We start from the raw sequence: 24,920 nt of genomic DNA, 5'->3' as shown, positions 1-24,920 counted from the left end.
AAGAGATTTCAAGCTGGAGTAAATCAGATGATTTGATAAAGGGGTTGGTTGTATCCAAGCTAAAGGTTAGAAGCCGAGGGCTCATTAATCCTTTTATACTAAAGTTCATTTGACTCAAATGAGTTTTAGTAAAATGAGTTTTAGTATTCTTGTGAAAGTGGTATAATAATACCATGAAAGGCAGGTGCTCATAATGGAGCAAATGGAATTTGTCAACCGTAAGCAGGAATTGAATACTTTGAAAAGCGAATACGAGGCCGAGAGATCGTCTTTGGTGATAATATACGGCAGAAGAAGAGTTGGAAAAACCAGGCTTATTCATGAATTCATAAAGGACAAAGACGCTTTCATGTTTATGGCTACCGAAGAGAGTGAAAAAGAAAATCGCATGAGCTTTAAAAGCGCTCTGGCAGATCACTTGGACCATCCACTTCTTAGGGAAGTTCAAGATTTATCCTGGGAAGCAATGTTCAAGGAACTGGTTAGAAGTATAGATGACAAAAAAAAGATAGTCGTTATTGATGAATTTCAGTACATCGGAAAAAACAACAAAGCATTCCCATCTATATTCCAAAAAATTTGGGACACAATCCTGGCAAGTAAAAATATAATGGTCATTCTGTGTGGTTCAGTCATTTCAATGATGAAGGAGCAGACACTAGATTACTCCAGTCCTTTATATGGAAGGCGTACAGCTCAAATCGTAGTAAAGCAGATTAATTTCGAGCACTACAAAGAATTCTATCCAGAGGAAGAGCAAGTTGATCTCATCAAGAAGTACGCACTTACCGGAGGAGTTCCTAAATATATTGAAACTCTTCGCGAGTTTAAAACTTTCGAAGAAAAATTGAACGAAATAATTCAAAACAAGAATAGTTACTTACACGAGGAGCCTTATTATTTGCTGAGCAAAGAGGTGCCTGATATAGGTACTTACTTTTCTGTGCTAAAAACAATCGCACTCGGAAAAGTTAAGCCGTCTGAAATATCGACCCAGCTAGAACTGAAAGTGGCTAACCTGGTTCACTACTTCAAAGTCCTTAGGGATATGGATATGCTTGTCAGGGAAACTCCTGTCACTGAGAAAAACCCTGAAAAAAGCAAAAAGGTAATATACCGCATAACCGATAATTTCGTCGCTTTTTGGTTCAAATATGTCTATCCGCATCGCCTGTACATTGAAACGGGGCAATCAGAAGAGATTGCTGCATTAGCATTAGACAAAATCGTAGAGGAACATGTAAGCTATGTATATGAAATGATTGCCAGGGAATATGTAATTCGAAACTGGTACAAGCTTACTGGGCGTCGCTACGGGAAAATAGGCAAGTGGTGGGACAAGAATGAAGAAATTGATATTGCGGCAATAGATGAGGTTGAGAACAGAATCTTGCTGGGCGAATGCAAGTATAAGGAGAGTGCAGTAGGGCTTAAAGAATATAAAGATCTGGTCAGAAAAAGCTCGCTGGTTAAATGGGGTGAGGCCGGGCGCAAGGAAGAGTATGTTCTATTCAGCAAAAGCGGATTCAGTGAGGCGCTGGAGGAACTTGCAAGAACTGATGAAAACCTAACGTTGATAAGACTTAACTAAACGTACACCCTAAAAGCTTGATAATCATCAGGCTTTTTTCTTTTGAAAATAAACAATTTATTTAAGACTGAGCCAATAGGCTCTTTTTTATTTTAGAAGCAAGGAGGTCTAAACTTATGAAAGATATTTCAAACTGGGGTCAAATAGCGTGCGCCACGATTGGCGGCTACATAGGCTATTTTCTAGGTGGCTGGGATGGGTTCCTTTATGCTCTGGTGGCATTTGTGGTTATAGACTACCTAACAGGTGTCATGGTAGCCATCCTGGAGAAGAAACTCTCAAGCAGAATTGGAGCCAGGGGCATTTTTAAGAAAGTGATGATACTTTCCCTGGTGGCGGTGGCGAATATTATCGATGAACAACTTATCAAGTCCGGAAGTGTAGTAAGAACAGCGGTTTTGTTTTTCTATATATCCAATGAGGGCTTAAGCATAATAGAAAATGCCGTGAAAATAGGGCTGCCTATACCAGAAAAGCTAAAGAAGGTATTTGTTGAGTTAAGGGAGGATGCAAGCGATGTATAAGATTTGTCTGGATTACGGGCACGGGGGAACGGATCCCGGAGCCATGCATAAGGGAAGGAAAGAATCGGATGACAACCTTAGTATGGGAACAGCGATTGCAAAAGACCTAAGACGTCATGGGATTGTTGTAGATGAAACAAGAACGGCGGATGTGACAGTGGAATTAAGGGAAAGGAGCACATTTTCAAACAGGGGAAAATATGACTACTTTATCTCGATTCACAGGAATGCATTCAAACCTGAAATGGCCAGCGGGGCTGAAACTTTCATTTCAGTAAATGGCAATCAAAAGGCAAAGAATTTGGCTATGGGAATTCAAAGGGCTCTAGTCGATGCAGGGTTTGCTGACCGCGGATTTAAAGCCGCAAAATTCCATGTGCTAAGAGAAACGAAGGCTCCGGCAGTGCTGGTTGAAATAGGATTTGTAGATAACACGAGTGACAACCTCATATTTGACGGCAAAAAGGAAGAAATCGCAAGAGATATTGCAAAAGCCATACTCGACGAGCTCGGGGTTGAGTATATGGAGGAAGGGTCGGCTTTAAAACAAGCCTTAGATATCTTGGTGGAAAGAGGCCTGATTGGAACACCGGAGTATTGGGTCGAACATGCAAAGGCAGGGAAAACTGTAAACGGAGAGTACGCAGCCACCTTAATTGAGAGAATGGCGGCATTGCTGAGCAAATAATATTCAGATAAAAGCGTTGAAGCAACAATAAAAAATAGCCCAGTCCTCGTAAGGAACATGGGCCTGATCGGTAATTGAGTCTAATTATACCATGGAAAATAGATTTTTTTAATGTAACATCAGAAATTGAAATATAACATTCGGAATGTTACATTTCAAGTAAAAATGTTATATTAAACCCCGCAAGCGTTATGGATCAAGAAAAGCAAAGATTTAGATTAAGAATATTGCAGCAGAAAAATTTATTGGAGTTGGTGTAGTTACTTATGCACCAGCTCTTTTTTTTTATCCTTTTTATCAAAACATTCTCTTGATAGTAATCCCGATTAGAGTGATATATGTAATAAGCTTAAAAGTCCTACAGTCCTTATCGGAACTGGGCTCCAGGCATATTTTTTAAAAGCTAAGCTGATTGAATGATTGGAAACCGAGAGTTTAATAAAGGGCTAAAAGAAAGGAGGGAGCAAAATGCAAAATGGAGTATATAGCAGAGCAATAAGGCGGGATGAATCTTCAAGAGGCTACGAAATGCCGGTACTTGCAAATCATACATCGCTAGCTCGCACTTTTACAGATGCAGAGATAGATGCTTCTAAGCCCAAGAAGTTGAGAGTTGCAGCATACTGCCGAGTTAGTACAGCCGATGAGATGCAGCAGCATTCTCTTGAAAATCAAACAATTCATTATACAAATTCCATAAGAACAAATCCAGACTATCAGTTTGCCGGAGTATTCTTGGACAGAGGAAAGACAGGAACAAGTACTGTAAACAGATATGGATTTAATAAGATGATACGTCACGCTTTGGAGGGGAAAATCGACCTTATCCTATGTAAATCCGTATCTCGATTTTCAAGAAACGTAGTTGATACTCTCAATATTGTAAGGCTCTTAAAAGAAAATGGAGTAAGAGTAAGATTTGAAAAGGAAGGCATTGATACTGGAAGTATGCAAAATGCTTTCATGTTAACTTTGCTATCAGCCGTCTCAGAAGATGAGAGCCGCAACATTTCTGAAAACTTAAACTGGTCTTTGGCAAAGCGCTTCGAAAGAGGCGAACCAATTTTTGTGAGGATGCTAGGATATACAAAAAAAGGACGTGAAAAATGGATTGTTGTTGAAGAGGAAGCGAAAATCGTAAGGGAGGCCTTTGAAGAATGCCTCAAGGGAAGTTCTGCCGCCAAGATAGCGAGAATGTTCATTGAGAAAGGCTATAAAAAGGCCAATGGTAGAACGGATTGGTCATCATTGGCTGTAAGAGACATTCTAAGGAATGAGAGGTATGTAGGTGATGTGCTTTGCCAGAAGACTTATACAAGGGACTATTTAAGTCACAAGAGGCTGCCGAATGAGGGGCAAAGAAGTAAATACCTATTAAGAAACAATCATGAAGCCATTGTCAGCAGAGAAGTTTTCGAAGAGGTGCAGCGTATTGTGTCAATAGGATCTGAGAAAACGAAAAGAGGAGAAAAAAAGACATATCCCTTATCGGAAAGAGTGATTTGCGGTGAATGCGGAGGGAATCTGCACAGGTATATTTCTAGAGGCGTTGTACGATGGAGGTGCGACAATCGCAAAAAGAGCAGACTTCTCTGCGAGATGAGCGGAGTAAAGGAAGAGGATATTGTAGAACTGGCAAGTAAAGCACTATGTGAAAAATACCAGCTCAATAAAAATGGCAATGGAACGCATATGATCATTAAGCTTATGAAAGAGTTGCAGAGCGCTGCGGCCTCTATAGATTTTGAGCAAAGCAGGCTTAGACTTGACCTTGAACGGGCTTTGCTGGAAGAAAGCGAGGCGGTTTTATCATTGAGTGATATGAGTACGCCAAAAGAGAAGAGAATAGCCATAGAAAAAATGATTTCTGAAAAAGAAAAGTGGTGGAGATTGCTTGAAGCGGATGAATTATATAGAAAAGAGGCAATAGAGATTCTGGAGAGTCTAAAGTCCAAATCGCAACCGGAGAAAGAGCTGAAAGAATGCCTTAATGACATAAGATTTCTTCGAGCATGGGTGGTACGTATAAAAGCGATATCACCCATTTTGTTTTCCATTGAATGGGTGAGCGGTGATAAGACGCAGGTAAGGAAAGGAGAAAACTAAAATGAGTGCAAATCAAAATCAGGCAAGTATGAGTCCGAGAGTAAGGGTGATCCCTGCTCAAGGAAGAACCGACCGCAACAAGGAACATTACGACGGACGGAAAAAACGAATAGCTGCCTATGCCAGGGTTTCAACACTTGAAGAGCATCAAAGCTCAAGCTACGAACTGCAGGTTGCATACTATACGGAATACATTCAAAAGAATCCGGCCTGGGAGTTCTATAAAGTATTCGCAGATGAGGGAATAAGCGGAACTTCAATAAAGAACAGAACCGGATTTCAGGAAATGATACAAGCTGCAAAAGACGGAAAAATTGATTACATCATTACCAAATCAATCAGCAGATTTGCACGAAACACCTTGGACTGCATTTCAACAGTTCGTTTGCTGAAGAATTTGCCTAAGCCATGTGGCGTGTTCTTTGAAAAGGAAAACATTGACACTTTAGACGGGAAAAGCGAACTGCTATTGGCGCTCCTAGCATCTACAGCTGAAGAGGAGAGCAAAAATATAAGCATGAACACGATCTGGGGAGTCCAGAAAAGATTTTCCCAAGGTCACATACATTGCCCGACTGTATATTTTATGGGCTATGACACTGACGAGGATGGGAATATTGTTATAAATGAGGAGCAAGCCCGAATAGTAAAAAGGATTTTCAAAGAGTACCTCGAGGGCAAAGGTACCTTAAGCATCGCAAAAGGACTTATGAAGGATGGCATCCTAACAGCAAGAGGAAATGCAGTGTGGACATCTTACTCAGTCTATCTAATCCTGAAAAACGAAAAGTACATGGGACACTGCTTGGCACAAAAGACAGTCACCATCGACTATTTGAGCCATAAGCGCGTAATCAATCGAAACCACCAGCCGCAGTACTACATCAAGAACTGCCTGCCGGCTATCATTTCGGAAGATGACTGGAACGCGGTGCAGCGGGAGCTAAAGAGAAGAAAGAGCATGCTCATAAACCCCAAGGGAAAATACGCCATGAACTACAGCAACGTATCGCCCTTTTCCAACAAGCTTTTCTGCGGGAACTGCGGCAGGCCGGTTACGAGAAGAAGGATTACATCCAGAAGAAAGGGAGAGAAATACTATTACTCAGCCTGGCACTGCAAGCTAGCCAGCCAAAAGATTAAAACCGATGAAAAATGCGGCTCCAAATATGTAAGCGAAGACGAGCTTGAAAAGGCGATCATGAAAATGCTTTATGATCTGAAGGAAAATAATGAGGATCTAATGCAAGATGCAAACCAAGCCATCTACGAATGCTCCCTGACCCAGGTGGAGGAAGAAAGGCTGGAAGAGCTTAAAAAGCAAATTGAAGCGGTTACCGACAAAATCAGCGAGCTGGCATCGAGGGAATCATCTGGAAGTAGCTCCATTTACGATGCAACACTAAGGCACCTCATATACGAACAAGAGATATTGCAGATGGAATGCGAAGGCTTGGAGAAAAACAGGCAAGACAGCATCTATCTTAAAAAGCATCTTGAAGAGCTGCTTGAATGCCTGGATGAGATAGAAGGTCCAGCAGGTGCATTCCGGGGCGATATTTTCAAAAGGGTAGTAGAGAGCGGAACGCTTAATGAAAACTATGAGATAGCGTTTAAATTAAAATGCGGAATCAGCAGGACAGCCTTTGCAAGCAATCGCAAGAAAATCAATTCAAAAAAGTAAAAGAATGATTAAAAAATAATCTTAAAACTCCATAGACAAAAGAAACTCCTTTCAGCCCAAAGATAGTGCTTGCATTATCTTCGCGGCAGAGGGAACATACCTACAAGCTTGTAGAGATGTTACTCGAATGAAAGGAGTTTTTTAATGTGGATGAAAACAGACTGTGGGTCAAAACCCTGTGGGAGCCGCTGGATGAGAAAAGCAAAAGCCCGCTGGAGAGCAAAGAGGAGGGCATAAAGGTAGCAGCCTATTGCAGAGTCAGCAATAGTAAAAACAGTTTCATCTCCCTTCAAAACCAGATCAGCTATTACACCAATCTTATAAGCAGCAAGCCAAACTGGCGGTTAACCGGAATATACGTGGAAAATAAAATATCCGGAGCCACATATGATAAGAGGCCCGGCTTTAAGCGCATGCTACGGCACGCAAAAGAAGGGCGCATAGACTTGATACTGACAAAAAGCGTATCGCGATTTGCCAGGAACTCTAAAGAGCTCATCGAAGTAGTCAATCAGCTAAAAGAAGATAACGTATCGATATTCTTCGAGGCTGAAAATATAGACACTTCATTGAATTACAACTCACTGCTACTGCATACCTACGCGGCGATTGCCCAGGACGAGATAGAGACAAATTCGCAGCTAGTCAGACTTGGAGCTGAAAGGAAGTTTATACAGGGAACACCTGCATTTGGAAATATGTACGGCTATGACAAAGCAGAGCATGAAGGAAAGGAAACATTTAAGATCAACGAGCATGAAGCACAGATTGTCCTCTGGATATTCGAGCAGTTTATTGGAGGAAAAACATACGCCCAGATCAATAGAGAGCTTATTAGCAAAGGCATCGAAACGAAAAAAGGCAACAAAAGCTGGAGCGCCTCCTATGTTAGAAAAATCATCATGGAGATTGCCTATACAGGAAACAAAATCACAAGAAGGCGGACTAAGGACCTGCTTACGGGCAAAGTAAAGCAGACAAAAGATCGGGATCAGTATTACATCATGAACAGCCACCCGGCGATTATTAGTGAAGAGATATTCACTACAGCGCAAAACATTGCAAAAGAAAATGGTTACGGTAAGCAAAAGAGGCATAAAGAGCCTACTCACAGGCCATTTTCAGGGCGATTGACATGCGGGCGCTGCAAGGGGAAATTCCGGGCCGAGTACACATATAACTGGCGCTGCGTTAATGCTTTTCCCAGCGTGGGGCTGTGTGATGCAGCTAAGTTGAAAGACAAGAAGCTATTGCAAATGTCGATAAGAGCCTTCAAAGAGCGGTTTGATTTTAAAGAGCAAGGGGCCATTAAAGAGCTGATTAAAACGCTGCACAAGATCAATCAAAACGACCACTTTGAATTCCACCGGCTTAGATACTTTGCCGAAATAGAAATTGCAAATGGAACAGAGTGCCATGAAAAAGCCTTGGAACTAATAAAAGAGTATGAGGAGTTCGAAAAGAAAGTCTCAAAGATAGAAGATGACCGGGTCTTTAGGGACAAGGCAGTTGCATGGCTAGAGGGAATAGACTCTCTGGAGGAATTTGAATCGACTATCACAGTGGAACTTGCAAGGGCATGGATTGCCAGCATTGAGGTATATTCTGAAGACGCATTCATAGTTATGTGGATAGACGAGAAAGAAACCATCATAGGCCCGAAAAAGATAAAGAGAATAGAAAGACATGTTGAAGAAAAAGAAAAAGCCAGATTTTTAGCAAATGAGAATCTGGAGCACACCGATTTAGGAGAGGAGGTAGATGCCTTGTTAGAAACGCAGATAACAGGTCAATATAAAGAAATGCCCATAGGTAATATAAATGCCAATGTCCTAAAGCGCAAGACAGCGCAGTCTAAAATTGACTTTGAAGCCATAAAACTAGAGCCCGGATTAGGAATTGAGGATGTAAATAGCCTTAAGGAAAATCTGGCTAAAACAAAGGCAGCGAGCTTTATAAAGGAAAACGAGAAAAAGCTCAGAGTCGCATGCTATTGCCGGGTTTCAACTCACATGGATGAGCAAAAGGTTTCACTTCAGACACAGATTGCCTACTATACCTACTTGATACTCAAAAATCCGAAATACAGCTATGTCGGCGCGTTTGTGGATGAAGGCGAATCGGGAACATCGCTCACGCACAGGGACGATTTCAACAGGATGATAAACGAGGCCAAAGCCGGCAAGATCGACTTGATAATTACAAAATCGCTTTCTAGATTTGGTCGCAATATTGTGGATGTGTTGGAGACGATAAAAACGCTCCGGGAACTGCCAAGTCCGGTGCACTGCTACTTCGAGAAGGAAAACATCCATACAGCCGATGATAAGGCCCCTCTTTTGACCTCTCTGATGAGCAGCATCAACCAGAACGAAATTACAGGACTTTCTTCAAGCATTACTTGGGGCATAAGGAAGCTGGCCCAAAGAGGCATTATTCACAGGACAACAGATATTTACGGCTACACCATCGACAAAAAAAGAAACTGGAAAGTCGTTCCTGAGGAGGCGAAGGTTATCCGCTTTATTGCCAAGGAGTTCATAGACGGAAAAAGCATAAAGGACATTATTGTAGGCCTGCATGAAAAAGGGATGAAGAGCCCGAATGGCAATGAATATTGGGACGACACTAAAATAAGGGAAATGCTTAGAAGTGAGAAATATAAAGGTGATTACCTCTTCCAAAAGACGTACACCCCTGATGTGATAGGAAGCAAGCCAAGGAAAAATAACGGGGAGAAAATGCAGTACTACATCGAAAACCACCACCCTGCCATTATAAGCGGCAAGGATTGGGACCTGATTCAGGAATTTTTTAAAAACCGAAGCAGGGAGCCGATCGAAAATCCAAAAGCGCTTAGGACAGCAGGCAGAATAGTATTTTATCGAAAATTCTTTTGCGCTGAGTGCGGAGGCGTTGTTTCAAGATACAGACACAGGTCCACAGGAGGCAGGGAAGGCAGCAATTGGCGATGCTACAATTCCTATGGATCTATGAATGTTCAGTGCCACAGTAGTAGCAGCACCAGGCAGGAATACATGGAGTTCAATTTCATGAAGACCCTGAGTCAAATCAGCGAAAGTGATGAGTTCAGGCTAAAGGTAGAAGAAGTCATTGGCAAGCTCAGGCTAAGTCAAGAGGAGCGCCTTGCTGAAAAAGAAATCAGGGAAAACATAGAAGCCTTAAACCAGCAGCTTTACGAAGCGGTGGATGGTGAAATGGCAAAGGAAGGCCACGACACAAGAAAAATCGACTATTTGACCAGTGAGATAATAAACTTGCAGAATGAACTCAAAGTGTTTACCGAAAGGGAAGAAAAAGCAGACTGCTACAAGGCTCAGTTGCGGGAATTGCTGAAAGCTTGCAAAAACCTTAAGCCATTGAATTTCAAGGAGTATCACAACATGGATGTACGAATAGAGCCAGGAGACAGCATCTACAGTACCACCAAGAATGCAAAAGATAAGACTTACATCAAAAAGGACAGCAAAGACCACTTCCGAGAGGACCTGTTCGAAAAATATGTATTGAAGGCTCACCTTGATTATGAAGGTGTCATTCTGTATGATTTTATATTCGAAGTTGACTATGGCTGCGGCATGAAATACCAAGAGTACCTTGAAGCTTTTGAAAACGCCAAAGCGGAGATAAATCTGGAAGAACTGCTAATTTCAAAAGAAGCAGCTGCATTAAAAATTTTCTGCAAACAGCCAAGATTCCCCAAAGAAATGAGGGAGCACCTTGGAAATTTGACTCATATTTCATTTGATAAGAGGATTTTGAAACCCCTAGTGGAAGCTGGCAGACTCAAGCTTATCAGAGGAAAGAGAAGATACGATTGGCGTTACTACTGGCAAGAATAAAACGACTTATGGCAAGCCACCCCCTAAGCAACCCCCTAAGCAACCCCCTAAGCTACCCCCTAAGCCACCCCTCAAGATGATGACTCAGTTACCGACCAAGCTACCGACCAAGCTACCGACCAAGCTAAGATATAAAAAGCCTGGAAGGCTCATATTTAAAAGCTTTCCAGGCAACTAAGTAATAGGACGGTATATCTTTTTTAAGGAATCATGAACTTAATTATTGATAGACTAATTTCCGGTTGATAGGTTATAGTAACTCGGAGCCAGACACATTCGGATTGCATAAAGTTTTGAAGATGCAGAATTATTTCTCTCTAATGGTTTTTAGAGCTTCGCTCCAGGATATAAGCTGGTCTAGCATTGTATTTATAGATTCTTCGTGGCGTGGGTGAGGCTTAAAAATGCTGAAATTATCGAAGTCATAGAAAAGTGAAAGCATTACCTGTGCTCTAACGTCAGCTACTTGGAGCTCACCCATTATGAGTCTTAGGTTTTCAACCGAGCGGGCGCCTCCTGCAGTTCCGTAGCTAACAAAGCCTGCCGCCTTGTTATTCCACTCGGCGTATAGGTAATCTATGGCGTTTTTAAGGGCACCAGGAACTGCGTGGTTGTATTCAGGCGTTACGAAAACATAACCGTCGAACTCGGCTATTTTTGCAGCCCAAGCCTTTGTGTGAGGCTTAGAGTACTGAGCCATTGAAGGCGGGATAGGCTCGTCAAGCAATGGAAGATCGTAGTCGGCTATGTCTACAATCTCGAATTCAGCGTCGCTGCGTTTTTTTGCTATCTCGTGTACCCATTTGGCCACATCCTCGGCTTTGTGGCCCGGACGAGTGCTTCCAACTATTATAGCTATTTTAACCATTTTTATTACCCCCGTTTATATAGTTACTCTATATGGTACTTCTATAGAATATGTTGATGAAAATCCAAAAGCGTGAAGACAGCAGGAAGGATTTCTTTGATAGAAGGACTTTGAAATCGCTCGTATTTAACAAAACCTAATCGACTTTCAAAAGCTTTGCATTAATCGCAACAATTACGGTACTAAGTGACATAAGTATTGCACCAACAGCTGGTGAAATTATAATTCCCCACTTATAAAAAACACCTGCTGCAAGCGGTATGGCAAACAAATTATATCCAGTAGCCCACACCAGATTTTGTATCATTTTTTTGTAGGTCGCTCTACCAAACAGTATAAGTGAAGTGACATCTTTTGGGTTACTCTCCACTAGTATTATATCGGCTGTCTCTGCGGCAACATCCGTTCCCGATCCTATGGCAATTCCTACATCTGCTTGGGCAAGGGCAGGTGCATCGTTTACTCCATCTCCGGTCATGGCAACATATTCATTTCTAGATTGAAGCTCTTTCACCTTTTCTAGTTTTTCATGAGGAAGAACTTCAGCAAAATATCCATCAAGTCTCAATTCGTCATGAACTTTTTGAGCTATCTGACTATTATCCCCTGTAAGCATCCAACATTTAATTCCTAGCTCCTTCAGCTTTTGAATTGCTTCATACGAGTCTTTCCTTATCTTGTCCGAAAGGCTTATTGTCCCTATTATATCGTCATTCTTTAATACAAAGACAACCGTAAGCTGTTCATCTTTCACATGTTCTGGAATTTCCATCTTGTTTTCTTTAAGGTATCCAGGGCTTACTACTTTAACATTTTCTCCATCGACAAATCCCTGTACCCCTTTTCCCTTGATTGCCTCGAAATCTAAAACGTCAGGAATGGAAATGTTCAGCTTTTGGGCTTCTTCTAATATTCCGCGAGCTATAGGGTGCTCAGATTTTTTTTCCAGCGCGGATGCAAGTTTTATTATATCCTTTTCAGTATAGCTTGCAGCAGAACTTTTTACAGAACTAACTCCGAACTTACCTTCTGTAAGCGTACCTGTTTTGTCAAATAGCACTATACTTATCTTTCTGGAATTTTCAAAAGCAGTTCTATTTTTAATAAGTAGCCCATTTTTTGCGGAAAGAGAAGTTGACCTGGCAACTACAAGAGGAATGGCAAGTCCAAGTGCATGAGGACATGTGATTACCATCACAGTGGCCATTCGTTCTATGGCAAATGTAAGGCTCTCTCCAGCAAACAACCATGCTACCAGAGTCGAAAACCCTACAGTTAACGCTATCATCGTAAGCCAGAAAGCAGCTTTGTCAGCCAATAGTTGTGTTTTTGATTTGGATTCTTGTGCCTCGCGTACCAAGTTTATTACCTTTGAAAGATACGAATCATCACCGGTGTTTTCTATCTGCATTTCAAAGGATCCACTTCCATTAATGGAACCTCCAATCAGTTTATTTCCTTCTTTTTTTTCAACAGGTATGGATTCACCTGTCAGCATCGATTCGTCGATATAGCTTTGGCCTTTTACAATAATTCCGTCGCCTGGAATTTTCTCTCCCGGCTTAATCAGTACAACGTCTCCCTCTGAAAGCTCGTTTACGCTGATGTCCACAATATCGGCTCCTTTGATTAGATGAGCTTCGTCCGGCATCAATTCCGCGAGCTTTTCAAGGGCATTTGAAGCACTTACAATAGATTTCATTTCAATCCAATGACCCAAAAGCATTATATCAATCAAAGTCGCCAATTCCCAGAAAAACAGCATCCCTTCAAGTCCGAAAACCACTGCACTGCTGTATACATACGCCACGGTTATTGCCATTGCAATCAAAGTCATCATTCCAGGAGATTTATCTTTAATCTCTTTAAACAACCCAGATAGGAATGGCCAGCCTCCATAGAAGAACAAGAAGGACGCCAGCAAGAAAAGAATATAACTGCTACCATAAAAATCGATTCTAAAACCAAGCCACTCTTGTATTAATGGAGATAGGATTAATATAGGGATTGTAATGAGCAGTGATATATAGAATCTTTTTTTGAAATCCTTAATCATCATTTTATGGTGTGCCAAGTGATCATGTGATCCATGATGTTTATGTGTTTTATCGCCATGGTTGTGGGTACTGTGATTATTCTGCATTCCTACACCTCCTGGTATGATGCAGTCATAGACAAATAGTAGTCTTCTACATCATTTCTAATCTATATCAAGGTTGGTAAGAGGGTTCTCCTCGGATATGTCATCCAACCATTGATACGTGTTTAAAGTTTCAAGATTTTTGTATAGTTACTTACTCCTAGACTTTGTCTGCTACATAAGGTATCATTTTCCATTGGATAGGGAAAAGGACGTTCACCTCCTAGGGAGTTGACTCTCGTTCAACGATACCCGTAACTAAGACAGTCATTCCATTCAATGAAAATTTATGTTTTAGGCTGGTTGGGAGCCCTTAAGCTATACCCGTATCACATGCCAGGTTGTGTATTCATTGTTGTTTATGGAACCCTATCGGAAGGAGTTTACTATGAATAACCGTAATTATCTGTCCGCTGGTATCGATGTCGGTTCAGCCTTCAGCTGGATGTCCATCGTCGACCAGAGCGGGACTGCAATCCAAAAACCTTTTAAGATCACACATAACAACTCGAATTCCTTGGAAAAGGCTGTTTCTGCACTAAAAAAAGCAGAAGAGCTGTATTCCATGAAATGTCGAATATTTCTGGAATCCACAGGGATTTATCATTTCCCACTCTTCTGCTTCTTGGTTGATTCTGGCTTTGACGTGTCCATAATCAATCCTATTATCACACATTCTGTGAAAAATGCAAGCATTAGAAAAGTGAAAAATGATAAAATCGATTCTCTCGGTATTGCCAAACTTGGTCTTTCTCATGATTTGCCGGTTTCTCAGTTTCCAGCAAAGCTCGTTCTTGAGCTTCGCACCCTCACTCGAAAATACTATGACCTTACGGATGAAAAATCTGCTCATATCAACAGGCTAAAGGGCTATCTGCATACTGTGTTTCCACAGTACATTGGTATTTTCAACGATATTACCGGCACCACATCCACCATGATTCTTCGCCAGTATGGTACTCCGGATAAAATACTTCGCGGCCATAAAAAAACCATGATTTCTAAAATCTCAAAAGCTTCAAGAAAAGGTATCTCCAAAGCTACTGATCGTTATGAAAAGCTTTATCAGGCCGCGCTAGCTGCTAAATCCTTTGGCTGCCAGATTGAAAGTGTCTACTTCAATATTTCACTGACGCTTGATCTGATTGAACGATTGGCTTGTGCCATTAACTCCATTATGGAGCGTATCCAGCAATTGGTTGCCTTCAATAAGAATGAGGAATTTGTCAAACAGATTTCATGGCTTAACTCCATCAAAGGCGTTGGATTTCTTTCTGCTGTAACCATCATGTGTGAGATTGGCGATTTCTCAACCTTTAGGAGTCCTAAACAGCTTTTTGCCTTCTTTGGCCTGGATCCTGAGGTAAACCAGTCCGGCAACTTCAACGGCACTGATGTCCATATGTCCAAACGTGGCTCCAGAATTGCCAGACGCGCTATTTTCGCTGTTGCATTGGCTTCTATCCGCAGGAAACGAGATGGTGAAGCAATCAATCCGTATCTTTGCGATTACTACATGAAAAAAGCCGCTCAGAAACCTAAGATGGTTGCTCTTGGTGCTATCATGCACAAAATTTGTAACATCATATTTGCAGTCCTTCGTGATGAAAAGGGTTTTGAGCTCCGTTCACCTCAGGAGCATTGCAAGCAATATAAAAGACCAACTCAGATGGCTGCATAAATACACGTCCGACATATGCATAACTACCACTTGTTCGAAAATCCAATGGATTTACGTTTATTTAGGTTACCCTTTTTTAGGACAGCAACAAATCAAATATTTTTTCGTATTAACCGTTGACAATAACTAGCTGGTCTCAAGCACTACCGTGTATCATTTTTTCAGAGTCGCTTTCATTCTATTATATTCTTCTTCACTTATTTCTCCTTTTGCAAATCTTTCAGCAAGTATATCTTCAGGAGTTTTGCTACTCACTTCATCACTTCTTTTGCTGCTCCCTAGTTGATATAGTGCATATATTATAAGGCCAATAAGCAGCAACGGTATTAACATCATAAAAAATCCCCAACCTCCCATAAATCTATAGTAACCATAGTGCATCATATTAGGACCTCCCTTCTTTAATTCTCATGATTTGAAATTACTTCAATGAGCGTTCCGTGCCAGTCATGGAACCACACGTCTCCTGTATAGTAATTCACACTTAGCATTCCAACTGTCTGATTGCCTCTTTTTATATGCAATGTATAGTATCCATAGAATTCATGGCCTTCATCTGTGGCTATCAAGTCTTCATCGACATATTTTTTTACATACTCTGTTGCTAGTTCAACTGCAGTCTCAAGGCTTATTTGCTTTGCAGTTGCTTCATTTCTATAGTATCCTGAGTATTCATTGAAAAATTGACGGTTTCGCATATGCATACCCATAATATTACCTCTTCCATGCATCCCATACTTTTCATTCCACATCATATTGGGACCATGTTCGGGGTATATCACTCCATTGTACGGATTGATTAGAAGCTCCATTGCGCCTTTTCCTGTGGCTGCTTCTTCAACAGAAACATAATAGTCGCTGTCTTCATATACAAATATGTCTGCGATTTCAAGCGCTTCATCAAAATCTGCTATATATCGATTTGTTTCTCTTTTAATTTCTTCAATGCTCATCAGGGTATTCGAGTCATTTTGATATCTGGGATACCAGTTAGGCCACATTCCATTCTTAAAAGGTACCCAGCTGGAATATAAGTAAAAAGAAAAAGCTATCAATAAAAGTATTGCTACAATTATGACACTCATCCAAACGTTCTTTTTATTTTTCAAAACAATCACCTTCTTCCTTATTTTTAGTGGATGTATACCCTATGGCAAACAATTTAAATTGCAATGCCAATAAAATTACTATGATAGATATCCTAATTGGGGTATAACACTTACGAATGACTACAGATTCAATTTATAAAAAATACAAAATGGGGGTATGTAGATTGGAAATGAATTATGAACTCAAGACAGACAAGTCATTTGATGAGGCAATAAAATCAATAAAGGAACATTTGGAAAAATGTAAATTCGGGGTTTTATGGGAACTTAATTTTAAAAACAAACTTGCAGAGAAGGGATTTGAATTCGGACGAGATATTCAAATATTAGAAGTGTGCAACCCGGGCAACGCTTTTGAGGTTCTTGGAAAAAATATAGAAGTTGCATATTTTTTACCGTGTAAAATTGTTGTCTATGAAAAAGATGATGGAATGTACATAGGTATGGTGCGACCTCAAAAGCTTATCGAATTGCTTGGAGATGACAATCTGCAACGTATCGCTACAAGTATTGAATCTGATTTAAAAAAAGCTATTCAAGATGCTTCTAAATAAATCTGTGAAGTGTCAGAAATCAATTTCACAAGCGTCAAAAAAAGAGAAGCACTAGACTCGATTAAATTATAATTCAAAGAGGACTCAGAGGGTATAGTAGCATCAGATTCAGCCGCCCCAACAGCTATGCGGCGAAGATTTTCAGGAAACATGGCCTTGGATTTTGCTGATGGATATTATGAATCCGGAGGACAGGGACTATGAACTGATCTTTCATACCAATTGGAGGTGTGCTATGGCGAAAACGGTGATTTTTTATTTCACGGGGACGGGCAATTCCCTTGCTGTTGCCAGAAGAATTGCAAAGCATTTGCCAGATGCAGCACTTGTTCCTATGCTAAAAGTAGATGCGATGACATATATAGGTGCCGATACCAATAGGGTAGGGCTTGTTTATCCCGTTCATATGAACGCTGTGCCTAGGGCGGTAGTGAAGTTCATAAGGACTGTTAATCTTGTCTCGGGACACTATGTGTTTGCTGTTGTAACCCATGGGGGAATGCCGGGTATGGCGGGACTTCATATGTACGATGTTTTGAAGAATAAGCATATTGGATTGGATGCCTATTTTGAGGTGGAAATGATAATGAACACTCCAAAGGGTGTCGCGCCCAAACCGCTTATGAGGCTCGACTGGGAACTCGACATCACGCCGGATGTTATAAATCCTAAATTGAAGAAAGCTAATTTTCAAGCGGAGAGGATTGCCCGCAGCGTTTTGGGAAAAGAAAGAAAAAATATATATAGCTTGGCATCGAAAAGCAAAAGTATCGGCTATTTTTTGATGAATATGCTGTGGTGCAGGAGCGAAGAATCCAGGCCTAGGCTCGATTTCATACTCGATGATTGCTGCACGGGTTGCGGAATATGCGAAGCCGTGTGCACAACGAACAGGATCAAAATGATTGACGGCAGACCGGAGTGGGTGATTGAAGACTGCAATTACTGCTATGCGTGCTTTAACTACTGCCCTGTGCAGGCTATAGGAGTAAAGTATTACATTAAAAAGCTCGGGCGATATCATCACCCGCAAGTAAGCGCAGCTGACATTGCCAGTCAGACAAAATAATTTGATAGTAGCATAAGCGTTATTATGCAACAAATGTTTACAGCAGCCATTTCAGATGGCTGTTTTTTTATGGTTTACGTGTCCGCAAATCTAGCAGGTCGTGAATAAGCCAGCCGCATATAATGATTGCTCGGTCATAGTAACTCAGAGCTGCGTGTATAATACATAATTATTTTATCCCCATAAACTCAAGGCGTTATAAGCGGCATGGCCAAGGGGATAGACGGCTATGCCCACACGGCATGTATAAAATCGGGCGGATACACGCTGGCTTTCATGGGCGGTGGGGCGGATGTATGCTATCCAAGTGAGCACAGGACGCTCTATGAGAGGATAACTGAAAGCGGGGCTGTTGTATCGGAATATCCTCCGGGAACAAGGCCTTTTCACAGGAATTTTGCGAGAAGGAATTACCTGATTGGCGCCTGGTCAAAAGAGGTGCTGGTTGTCCAAGCCGGCGAAAAAAGCGGAGCCCTAATAACGGCGTGCTTTGCCATGAAGTCGGGGAAAAGCGTGCTTTCAGCTCCGGACAGAATCTACGAAGGCTGCAGCGCCGGAAGCAACATGCTCATACAAAAAGGCGCCCGGATATACCTGGGCAGGGAGCAACTGCTTGAGGGTATTGAGAATATATGCAAAGGTGATATGGGTGAAGAGCTGACAGCAGATACGGATAGTTGCAGAGTAGGAGCTGGGAATAATGATTTTGTAAATGATGGACTCAGCAATCTAGAGAGTCGCATTCTGAGTCTGATAGAGGAGGAGCCAAGGACACTCCACGAGATATGGAGGCTGTGTCCAGGTGGATGCAGGATTGACTCTGTAGAGGAGGCTCTCTTTTCACTTGAGATGGATATGAAAATAGAGCAGAGAGGCGGATTTTTTCATAGTAAAAGGACATGAATATAAAGGAGTATTTGTCTCAGGCCATGTGGCTTGATAGGATAATAAACAATAAGCTACAGCAGCTGGATTCACTAAAGTATCTGGCCCAAAAGGTCACCGCCAGTTTGGACAACATGAGCTACAGGCTGCTTTTGGAGATGAGATATATAGGCGGGCAAAGCTGGGTGGATGTGGCCAGCAACATAGGCTATGACGTTAGGACCGTGTTTAGAATCCATGGAGAGGCGTTAAAAGAAATTGAGAAAATAAAAATGTGTCAGTAAATGTCTTTTGAAATAAATTATCAGTGGTGGAGAAAGCATAAATGCTGAATTCAAGCAGCTAAAATGAAAAAAGCCCCAAATTAGGGGCTAGGTCAATCGAGCAGAAAATCTATGATATTGAGGACCTTGATGCCGGAATAGTCGTTAAATACAGTCTGGTCCATTGTAAGAATGAATTTTAGATAATTGTCGGAGATTGATTGGAGAGGGTGTAATTCACGCTCTCTTGTTTTTTCATTGAGTATAGTGGCAGAAACCTGATAGTAGATTTTTTCATTTGACTTTGTGGCTACAAAATCAACTTCTAGAGAACCGATTTTTCCTATGCTGACTTCATACCCACGTCTAAGAAGCCTGTAATAACCTTGATTAAAGGCTTATCCCTAAACCTTATTAGCTGTGTCAAATATAAATCATGATTTTTCATGAAACCACCCCTGTACAAGAATGATACTTTAAAAAATTTTCGCAATCAACAATTATTCGAATATAGTCGAAAAAATAAAATTATTGCGATTTATATCGAATATAAACTCATAAGTCTTCCTCCCAGGTGAAGGTATTAGAATGATGACTTGGGAAAGACATTGAGCATCAATCATGAAAATGCTACAATTAGACTTGAGATAAGATATTGTGAATAGTTTGTGAGGTGAAATGATCATGTATATTTCAGATGAGACAATTGAGAAATTTATTAAAGAAGATATTCCATACTTGGATTTGACAAGCTGCATATTAAATATTGCTGAACAAAAGGGGAAAATCAGATTTGTCTGCAGGGAAGAGGCAGTAATCTGCGGTACAGAGGAAGTGATCAGAATCTTTAAAAAGTTCGATGTAACTCCTGTTAATTTTGTTCAATCTGGAACAAAAGTGGGATCGAATACTGTGATAATCGAGGGAGAAGGCGATTCGGAAAAGCTGCATATGGTATGGAAGGTTTCTATGAACATATTGGAATATGCTTGCGGCATTGCGACAAGGACATGGCGACTAATTGAAAAAGCTCGGGTAATGAATCCTAATATCCAGGTTGTGACTACCAGAAAAGGATTCCCAGGCACAAAGGAATTGTCAATAAAAGCAGTAGTTTGTGGCGGGGGCTTTCCTCACAGACTTGGCCTTTCTGAGTCTGTTCTAATATTTCCACAGCATATAGCCTTTTTAGGGGGCGTGGAGAATCTGCTGAAAGCTATGGACTCCATTAAAGCTAAAGCATGTGAAAATAAAGTTATTGTTGAAGTTGAACGTGTTGAGGAAGCAATCAAGGTCTGCGAAGCCGGTGCAGACGGAGTCCAGGTGGATAAAATGAAAAGTGAAGAATTGCATGAAGCAGTAAAGATATTAAGAAATATCAATCCGAATCTTGTAATATTAGCTGCAGGTGGGATAAATATAAGTAATGTGGAAGATTATGCAAAGACAGGTGTTAATGCGATAGTGACATCTGCGGTGTACTTTGGAAAACCAGTGGACATAGGGACGGAGATGGAAAAGGTCACCTAAGATGTAAAAACTACCGAGAACGAATGTAGAATTTGGTAGAAATGATAGTTTGATTGTAAGGATGATTGAAATGAATAATGAAGACATTAAATTTTTTCGCGAGTTCTTTGATTTACATGTCAGGGGATTTATTTGCGAAGACGAACTGGTTCAGCAGAATATTGATTTGAAGTATGAGCACAGCTTAAAGGTATGCGAGGGCAGCCGGATGATTTGCCAATATCTCCAATTGAGCTGCGAGGAGCAAATGTTGGCCGAGACTATAGCGCTGTTTCACGATATCGGGAGATTCACTCAATTTGTAAAGTACAGGACTTTTCAGGACCGGGTTTCAGTGGATCACGCCGCTTTGGGAGCTGAGATACTCAGAGATAGCAAAGTTTTGGAGAGGCTTCCGGAAGCGGAACGCATTATAGTACTCAAGGCTGTTGAAATGCACAACTGGTATAGAATCCCTGACGCATTGGATGAGCGGACCAGGCTTCATGCAAAAATCCTTCGTGATGCTGACAAACTGGACATATTTAGGGTTGTAACCGAATACTACAATCAGCGTGAGTTTAAATTCAATCCGGCAATGGAAGAAAAAATGCCAGATACTGAAGGTTACAATCATCAGATAGTGCAGGACATATTAAACAATAAAAACACATCGTCTTGTAATGTGAAAAACATTAACGACACTCGATTGTTCAAGCTCTCCTGGATTTTTGACATTAATTTCGATGTCACGCTTCAGGCTATAAGGAAAAAGGGTTATATAGATATGATTTTATCCACTCTTCCGGACACTCCCGATGTTCAAAAAATTCGACAGCATTTGATCGCTTACCTCTAAAAAAACAAAAATGAAAAAAGGGCCTCTTATTTTTAATTCAGCAGTTAAATAAACTGATATTAAAAAAGAAGTCCTTTTTCAGTTGATGACAAATTCTCAAACATATTGGGAATCTGCTCCTTTCAGGATATATTATCCTTTTGTATTTTATTTAAAAATTAAATATAGTATTTTCTTTGTCATAATCAAATTTTGGATTTATAAAGATATTTTGGTTATCTTCCACCATCTTACTTAAATTAAGATGATGACCGATTTTAAATCTTTATTTATATCCTTTGATTATATTGAGATAAATATTATATTTAATTGATATTAGATTAATACCCTGCAACCCTAAATTAAAACATTAAATAAAATATTAATACAAATAAAATTGACATAGATGCCTTGTTTCGACTACACAGAAGTATCTTTTAATTCGCAGGCCTGATTTAAAGCGAAAAACCTCCGGCTATGTGTCGAAGGCTGTTTCACTATGCAATATTATCTTGAATGTTTTAGGTGTGCCATAAGATAATATTTACTGCAGTTTGTCAACCTGCCGTTGAAAGGCCAAAAGATGGCTCTCAGAACCACTCTTTAAGGCGGTGAATACTTCAAAGACATTCTCAGGCAAGTCGTAAGTCAAGAAAAGTTCATACATTGCAATATTATCTATTTCAGCCTGGACACCCGTCTTCGCCGCTTCGAGCAAATCAGCTGGAACAACAACATGATCGCCAGAGGTGTCGGCTGGAAAATCTAGTCCATACGCAAGGTATACTTCTTTCAAATATGAAAGATGTGTCTCTTCTGCACTGATGATATTAGAATAAGGTTTCTGATTACCGAACTTGTCTACTATGGCCAAATACTCACCGCGCGCCAAGTATTCGTCTTGAACTGCATACGTGAGCATATCATGGATGGTTAAATCCTTATCGGCAAGTGCTCCCTTTGCGCCGTAGCCTTCAAGAGATAGCGCCTTATCAGTCTCGGATAGCGGAGTTGGATCAATGTCAACATTGTGATCAACAGGCTGTGTAGTTGCTGCTGACTCGTTGTTGGTTTCCTGAGATGGCGGGGGAGTTTCATTAACAGTGTCTTTTGTAGCACTACAGCCTGATAACATAAATATGCTGCTAACTGCCAAAACTGAAACCAGCAGAATAGTAGAAAAATGTCGATTTAAACTGAACGCAGATTTGTTCATTTTCATAGTAATTCCTCCCAATAAAATCTCTTTTTATATATTTCTTTTATATGATACCCCTGCAGGCTATATTAGAAAACAGCGAGTTATCTTAAATCGATATTTTAGCAAACAATAATGAGAAAGTACCTAAGGTACCTGCTTTATTTTAGCAATTTTAAATACTCTTCCAAACTCTCTTCCACATACTCGGCAACCATCCTTACCATAGGTTCGGCTGTGCCATCCCTGTAATACATATCGAAGCACTCGTAATATCTTCTACGGTCTGTAAATTTCACGTTGATAGGTGGATAACCATTTTGCATAAGAGTAAAATTGAGTATCAGTCTGCCTGTACGGCCATTGCCGTCAATAAACGGATGGATGCCCTCGAATTTAAGATGAAAAAGAGCTGCACTTTCTATAGGATTAAGTTTTGTATTTTCAAACTCCGCGATAAGCTGCTCCATCTGTACTGGCACAAGATATGGCTGTGGGGGCTCATGGAATACGCCCATAATCCTTACTGGAATGCGTCGATATACGCCCTTGTCTTCCGGCATGTCAATAAGCACAAGAGAGTGGATATCCTTGATGACTTTTTCTGAAAATGCCTCATTGGTGCTGACTAGCTGCTGCACATAGTAGAATGCGTCGCGGTGCCCTACTGCTTCTAGGTGATCTTTCAGTGGTTTTTTGTCAATTGTGATACCCTCAAGAACCATGTTGGAGGTATGCAGCTAAGAAAAATGGAAACGCAATTATTTTATCCCATTAAACTCAAGGCGTACTGGGAAGAATAAAACGACTTATGGCAAGGCACCCCCCAAGCTAGTAATCATGCCAGATATAAAAAGCATGGAAGGCCTGTTTTTAAAAGCTTTACAGGCAACTAACCAATAGTGATAGACCTATAAGGAGTGTAACTTTGCCGGTAAAAGGGCATGAAAATAGGACTTATTTTTTATTCAGCTTTTTGGTAAGACTGATATTAAAAAACAAGTCCTTTTTCAGTTGATGACAAATTCTCAAACATATTGGGAATCTGCTCCTTTCAGGATATAGTATCCTTTTTTTATTTTATTTAAAAATTAAATATAGTATTTTCTTTGTTATAATCAAATTTTGGATTTATAAAGATTCTTTGTTTATCTTCCACCATCTTACTTAAATTAAGATGATGACCGATTTTAAATCTTTGCTAATATCCTTTGATTATATTGAGATAAATATTATATTTAATTGATATTTTATTAATACCCGGAGCATAGATGTTTAAACTAATATTTGAATTAAAATTTTAAAAAATATCGATATTTTGCAGTAAGATAATTGGAGTAAAAGAGGGAGCTATTTCCTGCCGATATATATGCCATATCCCCAGCTTTTCAAAAAATTCTTAGGCATTGACATAGAGTCCCTCACCATGTCCTTCATGATGTCTCTATGCTCTTGGCTCTTCAAAATCAGCAATATGAATTTGGTCATGAACTTTAGGTAATCTGACGCATTTATGCTTCTTATCTCGTTAAGCCACTGACTAAATATCTTCATCTCATGATTTTTTGCAATCACGACTTTAAAGCCACTGTGTTCAAGCAGTCTAGTCCAGTTTTCTTTGGTCTCGGGAACGACTTCGCCCATGGCCCGCTTCATGTAACTTGCCACGTTTCGCTCTGCTTCACCATTCCAGGTTATCTCGTTTAATCCAACATAGCCGCCATTCTTTAAAACTCTTGAATACTCTTTAATCCCTTTTTCCTTGTCGCTCAGAAAGGCGGTAACCGATTCGCTTATGACAGCGTCAAAGAGACCTTCTTCAAACGGCAGATTTTGAGCGTCGGCAACCATGAATTTAACAATCTCATCAAGGCCCATTCTCTTTGCCCTGTCTGTTGCTTTTTTGATCATTTTTTCAGAAATATCTATGCCTATGACTTTGCATCCGTATTTCTTTGCCAAATAGCAGGCGCTCATGCCAACCCCGCAGCCTACATCAAGAACATAGCTGTTCTGGTCTAGTTTGCAAAGACTTGCGATTTCATCTGTGGCAGACCTTCCTCCTCCATGCTTGGTTAGTCCGATTTCGGCCTGTATTTCAAAATAGGGATTTTTTATTTCTGCAGATTTTAGTTTTTTCGAGCTCCTTGAAATTTTCATATTATCACCTCGCAGCATTTATTCGACATAAGACTTCATTCCAAATAGCGCGCAGCAATTTAAATTGATGTATCAAGATGGACAATTTCTTTATAGTTGTAGTATTATACCACTTTGTTTGCGTAGCTAATCCACGGCGTTGCAAGGGGATGGTTCCTCGTATTCAGTATACTTTTCGATGATATCATTG

General features: G+C 40.5%; 20 protein-coding genes. 13 read left to right on the top strand and 7 right to left on the bottom strand.

The genetic code is table 11. From position 1 onward, the window contains the following. The first annotated feature begins 193 nt into the window (after positions 1 to 193). From EAL2_RS09620 to EAL2_RS14855, 6 genes are all read left to right on the top strand, one after another. The gene (locus EAL2_RS09620) at positions 194 to 1,591 is read left to right on the top strand and encodes an ATP-binding protein (protein ID WP_051489149.1); all 1,398 of its coding nucleotides are present in this window, start codon (positions 194 to 196) and stop codon (positions 1,589 to 1,591) included. A gap of 116 nt (positions 1,592 to 1,707) precedes the next feature. After that, positions 1,708 to 2,115 (top strand): phage holin family protein, encoded by a 408-nt coding sequence (locus EAL2_RS09615; protein WP_025436177.1) that lies wholly within the window; start codon positions 1,708 to 1,710, stop codon positions 2,113 to 2,115. Then, positions 2,108 to 2,803: an N-acetylmuramoyl-L-alanine amidase family protein gene (locus EAL2_RS09610; RefSeq protein WP_025436176.1), complete on the top strand. Its 696-nt coding sequence runs from the start codon at positions 2,108 to 2,110 to the stop codon at positions 2,801 to 2,803. Before EAL2_RS09615 ends, EAL2_RS09610 begins: the two co-directional genes overlap by 8 nt. A 468-nt stretch (positions 2,804 to 3,271) precedes the next feature. Beyond that, entirely contained in the window at positions 3,272 to 4,909 is a 1,638-nt protein-coding gene (locus EAL2_RS09605) for a recombinase family protein (RefSeq protein WP_025436175.1), read from the top strand. Between the two features lies 1 nt (position 4,910). Next, positions 4,911 to 6,593: a recombinase family protein gene (locus EAL2_RS09600; protein WP_025436174.1), complete on the top strand. Its 1,683-nt coding sequence runs from the start codon at positions 4,911 to 4,913 to the stop codon at positions 6,591 to 6,593. Between the two features lie 146 nt (positions 6,594 to 6,739). Further along, complete coding sequence (locus tag EAL2_RS14855) at positions 6,740 to 10,456, top strand: recombinase family protein (RefSeq protein WP_025436173.1); 3,717 nt, start codon at positions 6,740 to 6,742, stop codon at positions 10,454 to 10,456. A 307-nt stretch (positions 10,457 to 10,763) separates the two neighbouring features. On the opposite strand, the gene EAL2_RS09590 is transcribed toward EAL2_RS14855, so the two are convergent. Together EAL2_RS09590 and EAL2_RS09585 are read right to left on the bottom strand one after the other, a co-directional pair. Next, positions 10,764 to 11,324, bottom strand: a complete 561-nt coding sequence (locus tag EAL2_RS09590) for an NADPH-dependent FMN reductase (RefSeq protein ID WP_025436172.1) — start codon at positions 11,322 to 11,324, stop codon at positions 10,764 to 10,766. Between the two features lie 136 nt (positions 11,325 to 11,460). Next, on the bottom strand, positions 11,461 to 13,467 hold the full coding sequence (locus EAL2_RS09585; protein ID WP_025436171.1) for a copper-translocating P-type ATPase: 2,007 nt from the start codon (positions 13,465 to 13,467) through the stop codon (positions 11,461 to 11,463). Positions 13,468 to 13,852: 385 nt separating this feature from the next. Between EAL2_RS09585 and EAL2_RS09580 the strand changes: the two genes are divergently transcribed. Then, entirely contained in the window at positions 13,853 to 15,145 is a 1,293-nt protein-coding gene (locus tag EAL2_RS09580; protein ID WP_038601674.1) for an IS110 family RNA-guided transposase, read from the top strand. 153 nt (positions 15,146 to 15,298) lie between these two features. Here the strand turns inward: EAL2_RS09580 and EAL2_RS09575 are convergent, their stop codons facing one another. Next, positions 15,299 to 15,529, bottom strand: a complete 231-nt coding sequence (locus EAL2_RS09575; RefSeq protein WP_025436170.1) for an SHOCT domain-containing protein — start codon at positions 15,527 to 15,529, stop codon at positions 15,299 to 15,301. A 17-nt stretch (positions 15,530 to 15,546) separates the two neighbouring features. After that, positions 15,547 to 16,254, bottom strand: coding sequence for a hypothetical protein (locus tag EAL2_RS09570; protein WP_025436169.1), 708 nt, complete (start codon positions 16,252 to 16,254; stop codon positions 15,547 to 15,549). A gap of 116 nt (positions 16,255 to 16,370) precedes the next feature. Here EAL2_RS09570 and EAL2_RS09565 point away from each other — a divergent pair, with 116 nt between their 5' ends. From EAL2_RS09565 to EAL2_RS09540, 6 genes are all read left to right on the top strand, one after another. Next, on the top strand, positions 16,371 to 16,808 hold the full coding sequence (locus tag EAL2_RS09565) for a DUF302 domain-containing protein (protein ID WP_242842465.1): 438 nt from the start codon (positions 16,371 to 16,373) through the stop codon (positions 16,806 to 16,808). A 235-nt stretch (positions 16,809 to 17,043) separates the two neighbouring features. Continuing rightward, positions 17,044 to 17,877, top strand: a complete 834-nt coding sequence (locus EAL2_RS09560; protein WP_025436167.1) for an EFR1 family ferrodoxin — start codon at positions 17,044 to 17,046, stop codon at positions 17,875 to 17,877. A gap of 207 nt (positions 17,878 to 18,084) precedes the next feature. Beyond that, a complete protein-coding gene (locus EAL2_RS09555) occupies positions 18,085 to 18,780 on the top strand; it encodes a DNA-processing protein DprA (protein WP_051489146.1) in 696 nt (231 codons plus the stop codon). Beyond that, on the top strand, positions 18,777 to 19,046 hold the full coding sequence (locus tag EAL2_RS09550; protein ID WP_025436166.1) for a hypothetical protein: 270 nt from the start codon (positions 18,777 to 18,779) through the stop codon (positions 19,044 to 19,046). Before EAL2_RS09555 ends, EAL2_RS09550 begins: the two co-directional genes overlap by 4 nt. 663 nt (positions 19,047 to 19,709) lie before the next feature. Continuing rightward, a complete protein-coding gene (gene modD, locus EAL2_RS09545) occupies positions 19,710 to 20,555 on the top strand; it encodes a ModD protein (protein ID WP_025436165.1) in 846 nt (281 codons plus the stop codon). Positions 20,556 to 20,625: 70 nt separating this feature from the next. Continuing rightward, a complete protein-coding gene (locus EAL2_RS09540; RefSeq protein ID WP_038602033.1) occupies positions 20,626 to 21,393 on the top strand; it encodes an HD domain-containing protein in 768 nt (255 codons plus the stop codon). Positions 21,394 to 21,916: 523 nt separating this feature from the next. On the opposite strand, the gene EAL2_RS14850 is transcribed toward EAL2_RS09540, so the two are convergent. From EAL2_RS14850 to EAL2_RS14845, 3 genes are all read right to left on the bottom strand, one after another. After that, positions 21,917 to 22,594: a ferritin-like domain-containing protein gene (locus EAL2_RS14850; RefSeq protein WP_025436164.1), complete on the bottom strand. Its 678-nt coding sequence runs from the start codon at positions 22,592 to 22,594 to the stop codon at positions 21,917 to 21,919. Positions 22,595 to 22,731: 137 nt separating this feature from the next. Then, positions 22,732 to 23,295 (bottom strand): Fic family protein, encoded by a 564-nt coding sequence (locus EAL2_RS09530; RefSeq protein ID WP_025436163.1) that lies wholly within the window; start codon positions 23,293 to 23,295, stop codon positions 22,732 to 22,734. 625 nt (positions 23,296 to 23,920) lie between these two features. Beyond that, entirely contained in the window at positions 23,921 to 24,730 is an 810-nt protein-coding gene (locus EAL2_RS14845) for a class I SAM-dependent methyltransferase (protein ID WP_025436162.1), read from the bottom strand. Positions 24,731 to 24,920: the final 190 nt, after the last annotated feature.

This window comes from Peptoclostridium acidaminophilum DSM 3953 (assembly GCF_000597865.1).
Lineage (GTDB): Bacteria > Bacillota > Clostridia > Peptostreptococcales > Peptostreptococcaceae > Peptoclostridium_A > Peptoclostridium_A acidaminophilum.
The sequence above is the reverse complement of the archived record's forward strand: the minus strand, read 5'-3'. Positions and strand labels throughout refer to the sequence as shown.

Excerpts from the sequence above, each read along its gene's own strand:
- EAL2_RS14850 (WP_025436164.1), bottom strand. The coding sequence starts at position 22,594 with ATGAAAATGAACAAATCTGCGTTCAGTTTAAATCGACATTTTTCTACT.
- modD (WP_025436165.1), top strand. The coding sequence starts at position 19,710 with ATGTATATTTCAGATGAGACAATTGAGAAATTTATTAAAGAAGATATT.
- EAL2_RS09550 (WP_025436166.1), top strand. The coding sequence starts at position 18,777 with ATGAATATAAAGGAGTATTTGTCTCAGGCCATGTGGCTTGATAGGATA.
- EAL2_RS09530 (WP_025436163.1), bottom strand. The coding sequence starts at position 23,295 with ATGGTTCTTGAGGGTATCACAATTGACAAAAAACCACTGAAAGATCAC.
- EAL2_RS09610 (WP_025436176.1), top strand. The coding sequence starts at position 2,108 with ATGTATAAGATTTGTCTGGATTACGGGCACGGGGGAACGGATCCCGGA.
- EAL2_RS09620 (WP_051489149.1), top strand. The coding sequence starts at position 194 with ATGGAGCAAATGGAATTTGTCAACCGTAAGCAGGAATTGAATACTTTG.
- EAL2_RS09575 (WP_025436170.1), bottom strand. The coding sequence starts at position 15,529 with ATGATGCACTATGGTTACTATAGATTTATGGGAGGTTGGGGATTTTTT.
- EAL2_RS09565 (WP_242842465.1), top strand. The coding sequence starts at position 16,371 with ATGACTACAGATTCAATTTATAAAAAATACAAAATGGGGGTATGTAGA.
- EAL2_RS09590 (WP_025436172.1), bottom strand. The coding sequence starts at position 11,324 with ATGGTTAAAATAGCTATAATAGTTGGAAGCACTCGTCCGGGCCACAAA.
- EAL2_RS09615 (WP_025436177.1), top strand. The coding sequence starts at position 1,708 with ATGAAAGATATTTCAAACTGGGGTCAAATAGCGTGCGCCACGATTGGC.
- EAL2_RS09585 (WP_025436171.1), bottom strand. The coding sequence starts at position 13,467 with ATGCAGAATAATCACAGTACCCACAACCATGGCGATAAAACACATAAA.
- EAL2_RS09600 (WP_025436174.1), top strand. The coding sequence starts at position 4,911 with ATGAGTGCAAATCAAAATCAGGCAAGTATGAGTCCGAGAGTAAGGGTG.
- EAL2_RS14845 (WP_025436162.1), bottom strand. The coding sequence starts at position 24,730 with ATGAAAATTTCAAGGAGCTCGAAAAAACTAAAATCTGCAGAAATAAAA.
- EAL2_RS09540 (WP_038602033.1), top strand. The coding sequence starts at position 20,626 with ATGAATAATGAAGACATTAAATTTTTTCGCGAGTTCTTTGATTTACAT.
- EAL2_RS09560 (WP_025436167.1), top strand. The coding sequence starts at position 17,044 with ATGGCGAAAACGGTGATTTTTTATTTCACGGGGACGGGCAATTCCCTT.
- EAL2_RS09580 (WP_038601674.1), top strand. The coding sequence starts at position 13,853 with ATGAATAACCGTAATTATCTGTCCGCTGGTATCGATGTCGGTTCAGCC.
- EAL2_RS09605 (WP_025436175.1), top strand. The coding sequence starts at position 3,272 with ATGCAAAATGGAGTATATAGCAGAGCAATAAGGCGGGATGAATCTTCA.
- EAL2_RS09555 (WP_051489146.1), top strand. The coding sequence starts at position 18,085 with ATGGCCAAGGGGATAGACGGCTATGCCCACACGGCATGTATAAAATCG.